The 15,956-nt window shown below is 66.8% G+C and carries 16 protein-coding genes; 4 read left to right on the top strand and 12 right to left on the bottom strand.

Going from position 1 to position 15,956, the window contains the following annotated elements; all coding sequences use genetic code 11:
• Positions 1–87: 87 nt before the first annotated feature.
• Positions 88–426 (bottom strand): cupin domain-containing protein, encoded by a 339-nt coding sequence (locus NED97_RS23340; protein ID WP_252490597.1) that lies wholly within the window; start codon positions 424–426, stop codon positions 88–90.
• A 184-nt stretch (positions 427–610) separates the two neighbouring features.
• Here NED97_RS23340 and NED97_RS08395 point away from each other — a divergent pair, with 184 nt between their 5' ends.
• A complete protein-coding gene (locus NED97_RS08395) occupies positions 611–1,063 on the top strand; it encodes a hypothetical protein (RefSeq protein WP_252490253.1) in 453 nt (150 codons plus the stop codon).
• Between the two features lie 39 nt (positions 1,064–1,102).
• Here NED97_RS08395 and NED97_RS08390 read toward each other — a convergent pair whose 3' ends face one another.
• From NED97_RS08390 to NED97_RS08360, 7 genes are all read right to left on the bottom strand, one after another.
• On the bottom strand, positions 1,103–1,849 hold the full coding sequence (locus NED97_RS08390) for a class I SAM-dependent methyltransferase (protein ID WP_252490252.1): 747 nt from the start codon (positions 1,847–1,849) through the stop codon (positions 1,103–1,105).
• A 53-nt stretch (positions 1,850–1,902) separates the two neighbouring features.
• Positions 1,903–3,642, bottom strand: a complete 1,740-nt coding sequence (locus NED97_RS08385; RefSeq protein WP_252490251.1) for a YcaO-like family protein — start codon at positions 3,640–3,642, stop codon at positions 1,903–1,905.
• 44 nt (positions 3,643–3,686) lie between these two features.
• Positions 3,687–4,124: an RNA-binding protein gene (locus tag NED97_RS08380; protein WP_252490250.1), complete on the bottom strand. Its 438-nt coding sequence runs from the start codon at positions 4,122–4,124 to the stop codon at positions 3,687–3,689.
• A gap of 70 nt (positions 4,125–4,194) precedes the next feature.
• Positions 4,195–4,401 (bottom strand): DUF1918 domain-containing protein, encoded by a 207-nt coding sequence (locus tag NED97_RS08375; protein ID WP_252490249.1) that lies wholly within the window; start codon positions 4,399–4,401, stop codon positions 4,195–4,197.
• 350 nt (positions 4,402–4,751) lie between these two features.
• Entirely contained in the window at positions 4,752–7,472 is a 2,721-nt protein-coding gene (locus NED97_RS08370; RefSeq protein WP_252490248.1) for a hypothetical protein, read from the bottom strand.
• A 451-nt stretch (positions 7,473–7,923) separates the two neighbouring features.
• Positions 7,924–8,115: a hypothetical protein gene (locus tag NED97_RS08365; RefSeq protein WP_252490247.1), complete on the bottom strand. Its 192-nt coding sequence runs from the start codon at positions 8,113–8,115 to the stop codon at positions 7,924–7,926.
• Between the two features lie 93 nt (positions 8,116–8,208).
• Entirely contained in the window at positions 8,209–8,889 is a 681-nt protein-coding gene (locus NED97_RS08360; RefSeq protein WP_252490246.1) for a type 1 glutamine amidotransferase domain-containing protein, read from the bottom strand.
• 150 nt (positions 8,890–9,039) lie between these two features.
• Between NED97_RS08360 and NED97_RS08355 the strand changes: the two genes are divergently transcribed.
• Positions 9,040–9,495, top strand: coding sequence for an Hsp20/alpha crystallin family protein (locus NED97_RS08355; RefSeq protein ID WP_252490245.1), 456 nt, complete (start codon positions 9,040–9,042; stop codon positions 9,493–9,495).
• Positions 9,496–9,522: 27 nt separating this feature from the next.
• Here NED97_RS08355 and NED97_RS08350 read toward each other — a convergent pair whose 3' ends face one another.
• Positions 9,523–10,527 (bottom strand): DHH family phosphoesterase, encoded by a 1,005-nt coding sequence (locus tag NED97_RS08350; RefSeq protein WP_252490244.1) that lies wholly within the window; start codon positions 10,525–10,527, stop codon positions 9,523–9,525.
• Positions 10,528–11,019: 492 nt separating this feature from the next.
• Between NED97_RS08350 and NED97_RS08345 the strand changes: the two genes are divergently transcribed.
• Both NED97_RS08345 and NED97_RS08340 read left to right on the top strand, forming a co-directional pair.
• Positions 11,020–12,201, top strand: coding sequence for a thiolase domain-containing protein (locus tag NED97_RS08345; RefSeq protein ID WP_252490243.1), 1,182 nt, complete (start codon positions 11,020–11,022; stop codon positions 12,199–12,201).
• Positions 12,198–13,622, top strand: coding sequence for a zinc ribbon domain-containing protein (locus tag NED97_RS08340; protein WP_252490242.1), 1,425 nt, complete (start codon positions 12,198–12,200; stop codon positions 13,620–13,622). Before NED97_RS08345 ends, NED97_RS08340 begins: the two co-directional genes overlap by 4 nt.
• Before the next feature lie 9 nt (positions 13,623–13,631).
• Here the strand turns inward: NED97_RS08340 and NED97_RS08335 are convergent, their stop codons facing one another.
• From NED97_RS08335 to NED97_RS08325, 3 genes are all read right to left on the bottom strand, one after another.
• A complete protein-coding gene (locus NED97_RS08335) occupies positions 13,632–14,630 on the bottom strand; it encodes an ornithine cyclodeaminase family protein (protein WP_252490241.1) in 999 nt (332 codons plus the stop codon).
• Between the two features lie 51 nt (positions 14,631–14,681).
• Entirely contained in the window at positions 14,682–14,897 is a 216-nt protein-coding gene (locus NED97_RS08330; RefSeq protein ID WP_252490240.1) for a hypothetical protein, read from the bottom strand.
• 388 nt (positions 14,898–15,285) lie between these two features.
• The gene (locus NED97_RS08325) at positions 15,286–15,714 is read right to left on the bottom strand and encodes a DUF3054 domain-containing protein (RefSeq protein WP_252490239.1); all 429 of its coding nucleotides are present in this window, start codon (positions 15,712–15,714) and stop codon (positions 15,286–15,288) included.
• Between the last annotated feature and the right edge of the window lie 242 nt (positions 15,715–15,956).

Below are 15,956 nucleotides of genomic sequence, written 5' to 3'. Positions count from 1 at the left end.
CCATCATACTATACGACTCATCAGACCGCCGAGAATGTGCTCGTTAACATGTGAACGACCGGCCAGCGAACGTCGGTTGACGACCGCTCACAGGCGCCGATCGGCGAACGGTTTGCGAGCGCTGCCTATCCCTGGACGAACGAGTTCGAACACTCGGTACGGGTCAGGCGAAACGAACTCTCGGACGGCCACCTCGCTCGTTTCGTCGCTCCCACCGTCGCCACGGGTGCCGTCCGAATCGGACTGCGACCCGCGGATCTCGAACGTGGCGACGCCCTCCCGGACGTAGAACACCTCCTCCTGATCGTGATGGGTGTGCAATCCGCCCGAAAACGACTCGCCGGGCTCGAGTTCGAAGTAGTTCATCGCGAAGTCGGTGAAGTCGAGGGTCCGCGAGACCGGCCGTCTGACCGAGTGCACCTCCATCGGGTTGCGTTCGACGTCGACGTCGTCGATGGCGATTTTCTCCGTGTACGGAGGTTTGCACACCGTGACAAAATCCCTCGTGCCAGAGTGGGACAAACGGGGCCTCGAGAAAGTCGGCATCTCTCCGCGAACGAGACGACCGGAAACAGCAATACTGACGTTCGTTCGGTCCCGAGGGCCGACCGTGAATCGCCGCACGGTACTGCAGTTCGCCGGCGTCGCCGCCGTCACGAGCCTCGCGGGCTGCGTCGAGGCGATCGAGGACCACTTCCAGGGCACCCTCCAGCGACCGGTGCCGATCGAGATCACGAACGAGGGGGAGCGGCCCTACAACGTCCACCTCGAGGCCCACGCCCGAGACGCGGAGCGCCAGACCTACGAGGAGAGCTACACGATAGTGCCGAACGAGCGGGTCGGACCTCCGCACGTCGAGGGGTCCGAACAGCGGTTCCGCATCACGCGGCTCGGTGACGACCGCGGCGCCGACAACCTCGTCGAAACGACCGCGATCACCGAGACGAGCCAACTCGTTCTCATCACCATCCACGACGACGAACTCGAACTCGAGGTTATCACGGACGAGGAGGAGGCCGAGGAGCGGTCGAACGAAACGGACGTCGAGCGCGACGACGACTGAGCCGTTCTCCGTCGACGCGTCGCGAGCGCCGGCCTCGGATCACGTTCCGTCGGTCCGTTCGGACGCGACGAACCGGAAGCAGAGGAAATTCGGATTCGTCGACTCGTACTCGTAGCGCTCCGAATCGACCCGCTTGTACGCGTCGGTCGGCGTCGGTTCCACCAGTCGATCGAGCCGAAAGCCGGCGTCGAGTGCGGGGTCGACCATCGCGGAGAGCGGGCGGCGGTACGCCGGCACGTCGACGGTCGTCCCGAACGACTCCCACGTCGCGGAGACTCGCTCTCGTTCGTGATAGTTTCGAGCGTCGTCGTACTCCACGAAGTCCGCGTGGGGGTGCTGGACCGAAAAGACTAGCCAGCCGCGAGGCCGGAGGATTCGGCGAAGTTTGCGGAAGAGCGGTTCCCACTCCCGGAGGTAGTGAAACGCGAGCGAACTGGCGATTCCGTCGAACTCGCGATCCGCGAACGGAAGCCCGGTGCCGAGATCCGCCCGGACGAACGACGCCGACGGCTGCCGGTCTCGAGCGTACGCGAGCATGGCTTCGCTGACGTCGACGCCGACGACCGACGCACCGCGATCCGCGAGTTCCGCGGTGAGATGGCCCGCACCACACCCCGCGTCGAGAATCCGATCGCCAGCCACGTCTGGAACCAACGAAAGCGTCGCCGGCCGCTCGAGGTAGGCGTTCGCAGGTTTCGTCTCTCCCTCACGATCGTATCCGGCGGCGAGTCGATCGTAGGCTTCGCGGGCGATCGGTTCGGCCGACTCGTCCGGCTCGTCCGTCATCGTCACTGCGAAGATTCCGCGGCGATAAAGCGATACGGATCGCGGGCGGTCGCTCAGGGATACGGGTGGAACGGGCGCTCGAGTCGCGGCTCGAAGCCGAGGTCGTCCGGCACCAGCTCGGCTCGCTCGCCGAAGAACGGGTCGCCGGTGAACAGCGGTTGCGCGCCGGGGACGACGACCCGAACGGCCTCGAAGCCGAGTCGGTCGACGTCGCGCGTCGTCAGTCGCGCCGCGTACGGCGTCAGTCCGGCGTCGACCGTCCGCGAGACGAGTTCCTCGAGTCCCTCGGCCCCGGTCGGAGCCGCGTCCGGACCGACGCTCGCCGCGGGAACCGTCCGCTCCACACTGACGAAGTCGCGCGCCGCGGCCGGGAACGACGCGTACTCGCCGATCGCGCCGGACGCGTCGTCCGCCCCGTCCCGACCGAGACTCCGCAGTTCCATCCAGTTCTGAAGTGCCTCGGCCAGCGCCGACGTCGCCGCCTCGGTGGCGTCGAGCGCCGCCGCAGAACCTGCCGCAAACGCCGGCCACGCCTCGTCCCCGGCCGCGTCCGGATCCCGGTGGACCGTGACCGCGACGACCGGCACGTCGACGTCCTGCGTGACCAGCATCGGCGTTACGGTGAGCCCCTCGCTTCGGGCGCGGCGCTCGAGCGCGGCGAACGTCTCGTCCTCGACGGCGAGGCCGAGGGGGTCGAACGTCGAGTACCAGGCGAGCATCGTCGCGTCGCGCTCTATGACCTCCGTCAGCCCCGATCGCAGGGCGTCGACGGGCGAGGAGCCGAGTCCGAGGCCGGTCGTGATCGCGGGGACCAGCCGCTCGCCGGGCTGGGGAAACTGGACCGCCGCGGCGGGAAGCTGCGTCGTCTCGCCCGTCTCGAGGTTCTCGCCCTCGACCCACCGGTGCTCCTCGCTCGGATCGTACGCCGGGGCCTCGTCCGGTCGAACCAGATCCGTCGGCGAGACCGCACGCTCGAGGTCGTCCTCGCTCGCGTGGACGAACTCGTCGTCCCGGTAGACGCCGGCGCAGTAGCGCTCGAGTCCCTCGCCGACCGCCTTCATCAGCGCCGCGTTCCAGTCCGGATCGACACCCGCGGCCTGCGCCGGGGCGCTAGCGTCGCTGTACCCCGACGTATCGGCCGTCGTCGCGAGGTAGTACGGCGCGGGGAACGACTCGACCTCGCCGATGCTTTCGACGATGCCGACCCGGTCGTCGATGGCCTGATCGGCGTGCTCGACGGCCGTCGCGAGGTCGAACGCGTCGTCGTCGCGCTCGAGCGTCCGGTCTCGCTCGCCGGCCGCGCAGTCGCAGTTCGGGACCGGGAGGAAGCGCCGCCGGTTGTGAGGGATCTCGACGACGTGGCCGATGACCGACCGTTCCTCGCCGGAGAGGACCCGGACGCACTCCCGACCGGCGACCGCGCCGGCGAACCGGGCCGCGCTGCGATCCGCCGTCGGCTCGTCGGCGCTCTCCTCGAGGTGCGACGCGACGCGTGCGCGAAGACAGTCGAAACAGCCCGTTCCCGGGGCGAATCCCGACACGGCGGCGTCGACCGACGACAGCGGCTGTCCGCCGACGCCGCCGATCTCGACGGCGATCCAGGGCGTGTCGCCCTCCCGGGCGGCCGCGTTCGCTCGGTCGAACGTCGCCGCGCCGGCGACGCCGCTGACGACGGCGAACCGGGCCTCCTCGAGATCCTCGGCTGCTGCGTCTCGGACGTCGACGTCGACGTCTTCGAGCGCGGTAGCGACGGCGTCGCGGACGGGGTCCTCACCGACGACGTGAACGTGCATACATGAATCTCACAGCCGGCAGTGAAAAGCGCCGCGCTCGAGGGTTACGGCTCCTCGCGCAGTCGCTCGAGAACCTCCTGTGCGTTCTCGACGGCCTGCTCTTTCTTCGCGGGGTAGGCCTCGACCTTCGCGCGGAACGTAATGCCGTTGCCGAGACGAACGTCCCCCTCGAAGGCCGCCTGCTTGTCGAGTCGCAAGAAGAGTTCGGTGTTCTCGGTGACCCTGTCGTCGAGTTCGGAAAGCAGGTCGTCGAGTGACTCGAGGTCGGCCAGTCGCGAGAGCACGTGGCGGACGTCGTCGGCGTTCTCGACGCGCGCAGAGAGGACGAGGATGCGGTCGCCGTAGTGGCCCTCGCTCTCGGCGCGCTCGATCTCGAACTCTTCGGGCAGGAACGTGCGAAGCGCCTCTTCGACGCGCTTCTCGTCCTCGGTGGCGTAACAAAACGCGCGTAAGTCGACGTAGTGAAGCGGAATCTGTGGCATCTTCGGGTACAGTACGGATAGGGGGTCGGGGCGTTCAGTGATCGGCCCGATCGGCCAACCGGAGAGCGGGTTACTCCTCGTCTTCGTCGGCGTCGACGTCGTCGGCCGCCTCGAGATCGTCTTCGGGGACGCCGGTCTCCTGACCGTCCTCGAAGCTAATCGTGTACGTGACGTCGCCGAACATCGATTCCATCGTCTGGGTGACAGTGCCGGTCTCTCCGTCGAACTCGCTGTGTTCGTCGTGCAGGACGACGTCGTCGTCTTCCTCGAAGCTCATAGTCGCAGTTCCCGGCCGTCGGGTAAAAAGGGACTGATTTTGAATGTTCAGTTCTTGAAGGCTCACGGAAGAAACGAGCCCTGATGCGGGCGAATCTACGGCGTTCACCCGAAAGATTCTACCGCGGAGTATACGGCTGCGAGGAGTAGGATCTTCGAGGTGTAGGGCAGGAAAGGCGAGCCAGGATCCCTTTCCAAGATCTCTGCGCTCGAGAGGTCGAAGAACTCCCTCAATCAGCGGATTTCTCGATCCACACACTCGAGACGATGCAGTACCGGGAATGCACTGCGTCGGTGGGAATGAGATCCGATACTCGATTCAGCTTAACGCAGGGGACCGCGAGTCGCCGATCAGTCGCTAATCTGCTCCTCGTGGAGCAGTTCGCGCTCTCGGAAAACGATGAAGACGACCTCCGGGTCTTCGTCGAGTTCAACCGTCCGGCTGTCGCCCTCATCGACGGTGCCGTCGTCGCCCCACACCACCGGCTCGGACCGCGTGGGCTGGATGAACAACTGGACGTCGGCGGCGGCGAGTTCGTCGCCGTTCTCGTGAGTGACGGTCAGCGTCTTGTTCTCGTCGTAGACGACATCGAAATCAGCGTCCGGGACGATGACGTGGTCGCTCACCTCGACCGGGTGGTCCGGGGCGGTCCACTCGACGACGAGTTCGGTCCCCGTCTCGAATTCACCGAGATCGATCTCGTCGCCGCCTTCGAGTTCGTCGTGCTCGTCGGCCGGCTGAACGTCAGTCTCTTCGCCGTCCGCGAGGATCCGAAACTCGGCGGCACCACGGGCGAACTCATCGCGGTAGACGGCGACGACGCCGCCCTCCCGGGACTCGAAGGAGAACGCGAAGCGGGGCTTCGGTGTGAAGTTGAAGACGTGGTGTCGGTACCGGCCTTCGTCGTCGCGGAGGACGACCCGGATGTGCTCGTCGACCTCGACGTCTGCCACCACGATTGCGTCGTCCGTCGTTAGCGTGTTATGTCCCTCGGCGAATAGCGGCTCCGGTTCGTCGGTACCACCCGAACCCCGGGCCCGGCGGTGGACGCCCAGCCGCTCGGGGTCTGCCCGCTGCTCGCCGACGTAGGTGAGTTCCACCTCGTCAGCGTCGGGATCGTAGTCTACCTCGAAGGTGTCTGCGGCGGTCACCGTCCGACCGAGCGTGTACTCGCGGTCGACGTCCTCGGGGACCCACGAGAGGCTGCCCTCCACGAACGGCTCCGCCTCGACCTTCAGCTCGTCGCCCGGCTCGAATCGGTCGTGCTCGTCGGCCGGCTGGACATCCGTCGGCTCGCCGCCGACGCGCAGCTCGAGGTCGTCGGCGTCGACAGCGTCGCCCTCGTTGTGGACGATCGTCAGGGTTCCGTCGCCGCCATCGTACTCCATGTCGAATCGCGCGTGTGGACGCACGACCAAGCCACCGATTTCGATCGGTTCGTCCGGTGCGATCCAGTCGACGGTTAGCTCCGTGCCGATACCGTAGTCGCCGAGTTCGACGGCGTCGCCGCGCTCTAAGGCGTTCACGAGGTCGGCAAACTGCGTCTCCGCTTCCCGGCCGTCGACCAGCAGACGGAACTCCGCGGCGTCGCGCTCTTGCTCGTCGTGATACTGCGCGATAACGCCCTCCTCCGGGCGACGGTGGAGGTGGATCCGCGGCGGACGAACCCGGTGGCTGACCAGCCGCGTCGGTGACCGTCGTGGCTCGTTCGGCACGTCGAGTTCCAGCGAAACGCGGTCGCCGACGCCGACACCCTCGGCGGTGACCGCGTCGCCCGCGGTCAGCGCGTCGTACTCGTCGGCGAAGCCATCGAGCCTCTCCACGTCGCGATCGGAGCGGTACTGGAGAGTCAGCTTCTCCGGGTCGGCCTTCCGGTCGCCGACGTACTCGATCTCCAGGCGCTCCGCGTCGAAGTCGTAGTCGACCTCGAAGGCGTCCCGTCCGACGAGGAAGGTGGCATACGTGTAGAACGCGTTCTCGTCCTCGTCGAACCAGCGAAGGGTGACCGTGGCGAGGGGGTCGGTGGCGACGGTCAGCTCGTCGCCCTCCTCGAAGACGTCGAACTCGCCGGCCGGCCCGTCGGAGAGCTCGCCGTCGTGCCACAGCTCGAGCTCGTCGGCGTCGATCGGCTCACCCTCGCGGTGGCGGAAGACGACGACGCCCTCGTCGTGATCGACCTCGGCGACGATTCGCGCGTCGGGTGCCGCCTCGCGGTCGCGTTCCGGCGGCTCCTCGGCGACCACCGTCGTGTGGATGATGTCGTTTTCGCGGTCGACGTCGATCTCGGCGGCGACGCCGGGCTCCAGCTCGGTGACGATCTCCACGACGGTCTCGTCATCGAGGTCGATGCCGGCGGCCGGGAACAGGACGTATCGGTTCTCGACGGTGCCCTCGATCACGTTCGGGGCGTCCGTAAAGCCCGCCGCGAACGCGTCGAGGGTGTCGGGATCGATGCCGGGGAAGCCCGCCTCCTCGACGTCGGGCGCGAAGTAGACGAGCGGCCGGTCGGCGAGCAGTTCAAACGCCGCGGCAGCGTCCCCGCGGACGTCGAGAAACGCCTCGGTGTCGCCCGCAGCGACGTCGACAGCCGCGGCCGTCAGGTCCGCGGACTCCTCGCCGTGGGCGACCGCCGCGCGGTCTTCCGCGGTCGCGTATGCACGATCGTTCGCTTCCGCGAGCCGCCAGTCGTCCTGCTCGCCGGTCTCCTCGCCCGGGTCGGGCCGGTCAAAGGACCCGGCTGCGACGCCGATCTGACCGGGAGGATCCGCGACGCGAGCCGTCGCGACGCGGGAGACGTCGTCGGCGTCGAGGTCGTCGAACGAGCGAAGAACCTCCCGCACCTCGTAGCCGTACTCGTCCTCGTCCTCGATGTCGGCGAGGATTACCATCCGGTAGTCGCCATTCGCGACTGACTCCGCCGGAATCAACGCGAGTGCGTCCTCAGCGTCGTCGGGGAAGTCGGCGTCGAGGCTCGCGAGGTGTTTCGCGTACGATCCACCCGAGATGCCGGCGAGGCCGGCGGCCGTGACGGTGCTACCGGTAAGGAAGCTCCGCCTGGAGGGCCGTTTCACACCTATAACATTTCAATAGTTCTGTAAATATCTTCCGGTGACACTAACCGAGAACCCGAGATACTGGGTGAGTTCCCTCTCGAATCGGCGAGCGTTAGGCGGGGGTGACGGGGTTCGAACGCCGCGAGCAGCTGCCACCGGTTTCACGGTTCCTGCCGGGGACGCCGTGCCGCGCAGACTTTCACGCGGGTCGGGAACGACTGTTCGCGGTGGCAGGCTACGGCCGTTCCCAAGGAATTGGACGGCGGTGGTCGTTCGACTGCGGTTTATCGATCACAGAAGAGACGACAGTGTATCGCAGATTGAACCGTCAGTACATCGCAAAGCCGGTTCGCTCTCGTGATGGGGTTGTCGGGTGGGGAGAGCCGTCGCTCTAAAATCGTAGCGGGCGAGGGCAACGCGCGAGCGGCGAGCGGGCTCCGGCCGACTGCCTCGGAGCCTGCACCGGCGATTATCGCATCGTCTCGAGTGCGAGCACGGTGTCGGACATGAGCCACGCGTCGTCGTTGGCGGCGTCTTCGATGCTGAGGGCGAAAAACGAGTCCCGACCGTCGTCGACGGTGATCCGGTAGCTGCGACTGTGGAGGCGGCCGGGTTGTTCGAGTGGGGACGGTTCGGCGGAGGTCACAGCTAGTCTCGGCATCGCGGAGGGAAAACAGGCCCGGTTCGGAACGGCGCGTCCGACCGGCGGATCGAGGACGGGCGTTTCAGTGGCTCTGGCGCGTGATTTCGGCGCTTAGACGTCCAGTTCCTCGAGCAGCGTCTCGCCCGCCGCGCTCGAGGATTCGGGACCGCGAGCGGTGATCAGGTCGCCGTCGACGGTGACGCTCGTGTCGGCGTCGAGTTCGGCGTCCCAGTTCCCGCCGGCGGCTTCGACCTCGTCCGCGATCCAGTAGGGAAGCTTGCGGCCGTTCGGCATGCAGTCGTTCTCGTCGACGATCTCGTCCTCCCACTCGCTGGGGAAGCCGGTCACGTCGCGGCCGTTGACGATGAACGCCCCCTGGTTGTCGCGGGCGAACGCGAGGATGCCGACGGCGTGACAGACGACCAGCGCCTTCCCGTCGTCGCCCTCGACGGTGTCGCGGAGCAGCCGTCGCGCGTCGCTGTCCTGATTGACGTCCCACTCGGTGCCGTGACCGCCGGGGAAGACGACCGCGTCGAACTCCTCGGCGTCCGCTCGCGCGGTCGGGATCGGATCGTTCAGCCGTTCGTCGTTCTCGTGGACCTCGCGGACGTGTTCGGCCGTCTCCTCGCCGACCTGCTCGGGGTCGAGGGACCGTTCGTCGATCTCCGGCGGGCTCCCCGACGGCGTCGCGACCGTGATCTCGATGCCCGCGTCCGACAGGGTCTCGAGCGGCTCGACGCATTCTTCGCCCCAATACCCTTCCTCGCTGACGACGAACAGTGCTTTCGTCATAGACGACGCTACGGTCGGGAGCCTGAAAACGACCAGCCCTGCCCTCGATTCTGCCGCAATCTCGGCCGACGACCTGTCCGCCTCGCTGACCGTCTAGACGCCGACAAATGGCTTTTTCGAGATTCGGGCCGTAGACGGTAACGAGGACCCATGGCCGACCGACGAAACCCGTTCGAGAGTCTCGAGGAACTGTTCGACCGATTGAACCGTCAGTTCGGCGGTACACCCCGAACGTGGGAGATGGAGACCGGCGGCGGGAGCCAGTTCGACTTCGGGGCGGAGTCAACGAGTCTCGACCTCGCCGACCACGACGACGAGTTCATCGTCACCGTCGACGTCCCAGGCTACGGAGCCGACGATCTCACTAGCAGCATCTCCGGGGAGACGCTGCTCGTCAGCGGTGAGCGCGAACGCGAAACCGCGTCCGACGAGGACGACAGCTACATTCGTCGCGAGCGACAGCTCCAGTCGTTCAGTCGGCAGGTTCAGCTTCCCGAACCGGTCGACGTCGACGAAGTCCACGCCACGGTCAACAACGGCGTTCTGACGATCCACCTCCCCAAACTCGAGTCGTCCGGGGAGTCCCACGCGATCGACATCGACTGAGTCGATCGGTTCCGTTTCGCGTCCGTCCTACTCGTCCTCGAGGTTGAGCGCTTCGAAGAACCGGTGGGTCAGCCGTTGTCCGACGAACTCGAGCAGTTCGTCGGCATCCTCGTCGACGCTGTCGGCGAACAATCCCAGTTTGATTCGGCCGCCGGCCATGTCGTGGTGACCGCCCACCGATCCGAGATCGTCGTAGCCCGTCGTGAGCGTCTTGCCGATGTGAATCCGCGGATCGATCGAACGGGCGCTCAGACGGATCGCATCCTCGACGATCCCGTAGACCAGCACCGTGTCCACCCCCTCGAGGTTGAGCAGGTAGTCCGCGGCCTGCGGGAGCGCGTCCGTCTCGGGAGTCTGCCCGACGTTCGCGACGAGCGACGAACTCCGCCGCTCCCGGGTAGCGATCGCGCGGCCGATGGCGTCGAGCGTCGCCGACGAGAACGCGCTGCCGTACAGCTGTTCGAGCAGTTCGAGGTCCGCCGCCGAGTAAACGTCGAGTGCGGCCTGGTACTCGCGTCTGGTCGGCTCGCGGACGAAATCGAGGCGCTCGCGGTGCAACGCGAAAAGCAGGGCCGAGGCGAGGCGGACGGTCAGGTCGATCTCGAGGTCCTTCAGGTACTCGATGAAGATCGTCACCGTCGCACCGTAGTCGATCCGGACGTCCACGAACGACGTATCGGCCGGCTCGCCGGGGTGGTGATCGACGACGATCTCCGGTACGACGCTTTCCGGGAGCTCCGTGTTCGCTCCGGGCTGTGAGTGGTCGACGAAGGCGACCGTGTCGTACAGCTCGAGATCGGTCGCGCTGATCGCCTGGAGCGAGATGTCGAGCATGTTGACGAACGCGCGGTTTTGCTGGTGGGAGATCTCGCCGCCGTAGGCGATCGTCACGTCGTCGACGTCCTGATCGGTCGCGATCGTCTCGAGGGCGAGAGCGCTGGCGAGACAGTCCGGGTCGGGATTGTCGTGGCAGACGATCGCCAGCGAGTCACTCGTCTCGAGAACGGACGCGAGCTCGGCCGCGCGGGACATGCGTCGTACTACGGAGCCGAGACGTTTGAACTTCTTCCCGTTTTCAGTGAGTATACGGGGGTAAGTAGATGTTTGACGCGAGTATCGTCGTCCTACGGCGAGATCGACACCGTCGAATTACCCGCAACGATTCGATACCTGTCGTCGACGATGACGGTTTCGCGGGTGACCCGACTTACTCTCTCGAGCGCCAGTCGGCCGACGATCTCCCGCGGAACTCTCCCTGAACGGTGCTCGGACGAGAGTTGACGACGAACACGAGGCCGTAGAAGTGCGTGTCACGGTGACGAAATCCGGCGGCTCGCGCGCCATCTCCGCGCCAACCTCTCGCGCCTCGTCGGACTCCAGGTCCAGCAGGTCTGCTTCTCCGTCGGGCATAGGAGATCCATCCCTCCGAGCCGGGTTAGCGGTACGTGCGTCTTTCTATCCCTCGCGAACGAACCGCCATCCGGGCTGCGTACACTTATGGGACACCGTCACACTGCTTCGAGTATGCGAGACGCGTACCTCGTCGGCGCGGGACAGTCGGCGTTCGGGGCCTTTCCCGAGGAGAGCTATCGATCACTGTTTCGAACGGCGTTCGAGGCCGCCGTCGAGAGCGTTCCCGACGGCCTCGAGCCGGGAGACGTGGACGAGGCGTTCGTCGGGACCCTCGGCGTCGGCGGCCGGCAACTCGGCCTCTCGGGGCCGGCCGTGACCGAGCACGTGGGGTTGGATGGGGTGCCGTGTACCCGCGTCGAGAACGCCTGCGCGGCCAGCGGGTTCGCCGTCCGGCAGGCCGTCCAGGCCGTTAAGTCGGGAATGGCCGACGTCGTCCTCGCGGGCGGGTTCGAAGTCATGTCCGATCTGAGCTCCGACGCGGCGAAGTACTGGCTCGGCGTCTCCGGCGAGACCGAGTGGGAGCGTCTCTCTGGAACCACGTTCGCCGGCGTCTACGCCCAGATGGCGAGCGTCCACATGGAGCGGTACGGAACGACCGGGGAACAGCTCTCTCGGGTCGCCGTGAAGAACCACGCCAACGGGGCGAAGAACCCCCACGCCCAGCTGGGCTTCGAGTGCTCGCTCGAGGACGCCCAGTCCGCGCCGGTCGTCGCGGATCCGCTGAACCTGTATCACTGCTGTCCGACCTCGGACGGCGCGGCCTGCGCGCTGATCGTCAGCGAGGACGTCGTCGCGGAGTACGCGGACGAGCCGATCCGGGTCGCCGGCGTCGGCGCCGGCAGCGATAGCGTCGGCCTCTTCCAGCGCGACAGCTACACCGGCGTCCCCGCGAGCGAGCGGGCGGCCGAGTCGGCCTACGAGATGGCCGGAATCGATCCCGAGGATCTCGACTTCGCGGAGGTCCACGACTGCTTCGCGATCGCCGAACTGCTGGCCTACGAGGATCTCGGCTTCTGCGAACGCGGCAAGGCCGGTCAGTTAATCGAGTCCGGTGCGACCGAACCCACCGGGGAACTCCCCGTCAACACCTCCGGCGGACTCAAGTCGAAGGGCCACCCCATCGGCGCGACGGGCGCCGGGCAGGTCGTCGAAGCGTTCAAACAGCTCTCCGGGACGGCGGGGCCGCGACAGCTCGAGAACCCGACGCGCGGGCTCACCCACAACGTCGGCGGCAGCGGGGGTGCGGCGGTCGTCCACATTCTGGAACGGACCGATACGGAGGTGGAGGCGTGAGCCCAGCAGCCGTCACCGGCGCCGGCGCGTACGCGCCGCGGTTCCGGATCAGCGCTGAGGCCTTCGAGGAAGCCTGGGGACGGTTCCAGGCCTCGGGCGTGAACGAGAAGGCAGTCGCCGGCGCCGACGAGGACTCGCTGACGATGGCGTACGAGGCGGCGACGAGGGCGCTCGAGGCCGCCGACTGCTCTGCCTCGAGCGTCGACTGGCTGGCGTTCGCCTCCTCGCGAGCGCCGCTCGAGGAGGAGGACCTGACCGTCCGCCTCGGCGCGATGCTGGCGCTCTCCGAGTCGACGACCGCCCACGAGTTTACGGCCAGCACGCGGGCCGGCACCCGCGCGCTCTGGGCCGGGATGGACGCGCTCGAGAGCGACGCCGAGACCGCACTCGTCGTCGCGGCCGACGCGCCTCGAGGGGCACCCGACGACGACGTCGATCACGCTGCAGGCGCCGGGGCCGCGGCGTTCGTCCTCGGGTCCGAGGGGCCGGCGACGATCGTCGATCGCGGATCGCACACGGCACCCTATCCCGGTACCCGGTTTCGCGAGACCGGTTCGGACGAGACCCAGGGACTCGACGTCACCAGGTACGACCGGCAGGCGTTCACCGAGACGATCCGCGGCGCAGTCGATAGTCTGGACTCCGATCCGGAGCCGGACGCCGCGGCGATCCAGGCCCCCGACGGAAAACTTCCCTACCGTGCGGCGAGCGCCGCGGGCGTCGGCACTGAGGAGATCCAAACCTGTGCGACCGTCCACGATCTGGGCGACCTCGGAGCCGCGAGCGTCCCCGTCTCGCTCGCCGGCGCGCTCGCGGACGGTCGCGACTCGATCCTCGCCGTCTCTCACGGCAGCGGCGCCGGTGCGGACGCGTTCGTCGTCGAATCGAGCGACGAGGTGCCCGTCGAGAGCGCACTCGAGGGAGGCGGTTCGCTCTCCTACGCCGAGTACCTCCGCCAGCGCGGCGTCGTCACGAGCGGTCCGCCCTCGGGCGGCGGCGCCTACGTCAGCGTCCCCTCCTGGCGGCGGTCGCTCCCGCAGCGCTACCGCCTCGAAGCCGGCCGCTGCGTCGACTGTGGCGCACTGGCGTTCCCGCCGAGCGGCGCCTGCGGCGAGTGCGGTGCGCTCGCGGAGTACGAGACCGTTCGGCTCACCGGCGAGGGAACGATCGAGGCCGTAACGACCATCTCTCAGGGCGGCGCGCCGCCCGAATTCGCCGACCAGCAGGCTCGCTCGGGCGACTACGCGGCCGCGATCGTCGCGCTCGAGTCACCGGACGGCGAGACCGTCAGCGCGCCGGCGATGGGAACCGACGCCGAACCGGCGGACTTCGCGGTCGGCGACCCGGTCGAGTCGACGATTCGACGCATCTACACGCAGGAGGGCGTCACCCGGTACGGGTTCAAGGTTCGGTCCGCCTGACCTCCGCCTTCAGTCGCCCGTCAGCGCCTCGCTCGCCGGTGCAAACGAGATCTCGGTACCGACCCCTTCCTCGAGCGCTTTCTCGTAGAGCATGTACGCCGCGGCAACCGTCTCGATCCCGGTACCGCCGCTATCGAAGACGGTGATCTCCTCGTCGTCCGTGCGGCCGGGTGCGTTCCCGGCGACGACCTCGCCGAGTTCCGCGTGGATGTCGTCCTCGCTCACGACGCCCGCCTCGAGTGCCGCGAGGAACGATCCCGCGTCGAACGTCGCCCGCTCCCGCAGGTCGGGGACGTACGTCGCCCGCTCGATCGTGGTCGTATCCAGTTCGCGCTCGTCCCTGCTGTACTGGCCCATCGCCGTGACGTGCGTTCCGGGCTCGAGGTCGTCGCCGTCGAACACCGGGTCGCTCGCCTTCGTCGCCGTGATCGCGACGTCCGCGCCGGCGAGCGCGTCCGCGCTCGAGGAGACGGGGTGGACGTCGGCCTCGAGTTCCGCGTCGAAGTCCGCGGCGAACGCCTCGCAGTGTTCGGGCGTCGGCGAGTAGACGCGGACGTCGGTGAGCTCGCGGACGGTCGCCGTCGCGCGGAGTTGCCCACGGGCCTGTGCGCCGCTGCCGATGACCGCGAGCGTCTCCGCGTCCTCGCGCGCGAGTTCGTCGACGCCGACGGCGCCGACGGCGCCGGTCTTGAAGGGATTCATGCTCGCCCCGTCGAGCAGGGCGAGCGGTTCGCCGCTGTCGGCGTCGAACAGCGGCGTCATGAACCAGGCGTCGCCGGCCCCGAATCCGGCGCTGTACATGTAGCCGCCCATCGCGCCGGTATCCGGCAGGATGGCGGCGTAGCTGGTGAACATCCCCTCGGGGTCGGCCCGGAGGAACTTCGACCGCGGCTGGGCGGAGGCGCCCTCGCCGCGCTGGCGATACCCCTCTCGGACGGCTGCGACGTACTCTGCGGGCGATGCGAGGTCAGCGACGTCTCCGCTGGTGAGAAACAGCGTCTCGGTCATAACGAGCGAAACGACGGCGAGAGAGAAAAAGAAGGGGAATGAAAGACTGAATCAGTCCGCGTTGAGCGGCGGCCGAGCCGACTTCGGCTCGTCGGCGACGTCAGCGGGTGTATTGACGAACATTGCGTGGCCGATAATCGCCATCGAAACGACCGAACCGATCGGGACTGCTGTGGTTAGCGAAAGGCCCACGACCATCAGTGCAGCGGTGATTCCGAGCAGTGCGACCGGGATCAACCCAAGAACAATGTCGTAATATCCAGCCATAATGTACTCTATAGTATGAGGAATATCCATATAAGTGTTCCCCATAATTCCCCCATGGTGGATTCGTTTCTAATTTGAATTTGCAGTGCTGGTTAGCTATAACTTATGAGAAGATTATTCTGGGGTCCTGGAAAGAACATTTATCCTAATACGCCAGCTATCTTGGTACGTCATCTGATAATAATATACCTTCTCCTATTATCAACCGCCGGACGGGGCCGTCCTCGTCAGTGATCGTCCGGAGAGATTCCTCGAAGGAACCATAATAATCGTATACACTTTTTATTTCGGCACGGAACACAGTGTATACGGATCGTGATAGGTCCTTCACTCGAGACGGCCAAAGCACATCGATACGAAGACGAAAACGGAAGAACGGTGAGCGCGTCTACGAGCGCGAACCGGCGTACGCCGCGTATCCGATTCGCCAGGCGACGAGCGCGAGGAGTCCGAACCCGGTGATCACGAGCGGGAACGGCCAGGCCGCGCCGCCGTCGAACAGCGGCGACGCCCGAAGGAGCAGTCCGACGTTCGCCCCCGCGATCCAAGCGACCGTCGTGGTGCGGGCCGTTCGAGCCACCGACGACGAAACACCGGACGCGTAGACGCCCGCTAGCGTCGCCATGACCAGCCAGCCGGCGACGAACGGGATCACCGTTTCGAGCGCTACGAGCGGTTCCGCGAGCGGGTTGACGCCGTGGCTCCGCTGTCCGACGAGAAGTATCCCGGCTAGCAGCGCGACGTCCGCGCCGCCGAGTGCGATCGTCTCCCGGTCGAGAGCACCACCTGGGTTGTTCGAGCGAACTGCGGCGTCCATACGCCGAACTCGGCCCTCCGACACTATACGATTTGCTGTCCGGGGTGAGAACGTCGTCCGCCCATTGCAGCGCGTCCGACCGCCGTCAGCGATCGAAAGCGGCTGTTTCGACCGGCCACCGCCGAAGACCTGACAGAGGAGGGGCCGGCGAGGTGCCACCGAGGAGTCACCGAGGAGTCACCGGGGACCGTCCGACGGACAGACGCGTCTCCGTGCGAGGATTCCCTCGCACGAGCGTTCGT

Source organism: Natronococcus sp. CG52, from assembly GCF_023913515.1.
Taxonomy (GTDB): domain Archaea; phylum Halobacteriota; class Halobacteria; order Halobacteriales; family Natrialbaceae; genus Natronococcus; species Natronococcus zhouii.
The sequence above is the reverse complement of the archived record's forward strand: the minus strand, read 5'-3'. Positions and strand labels throughout refer to the sequence as shown.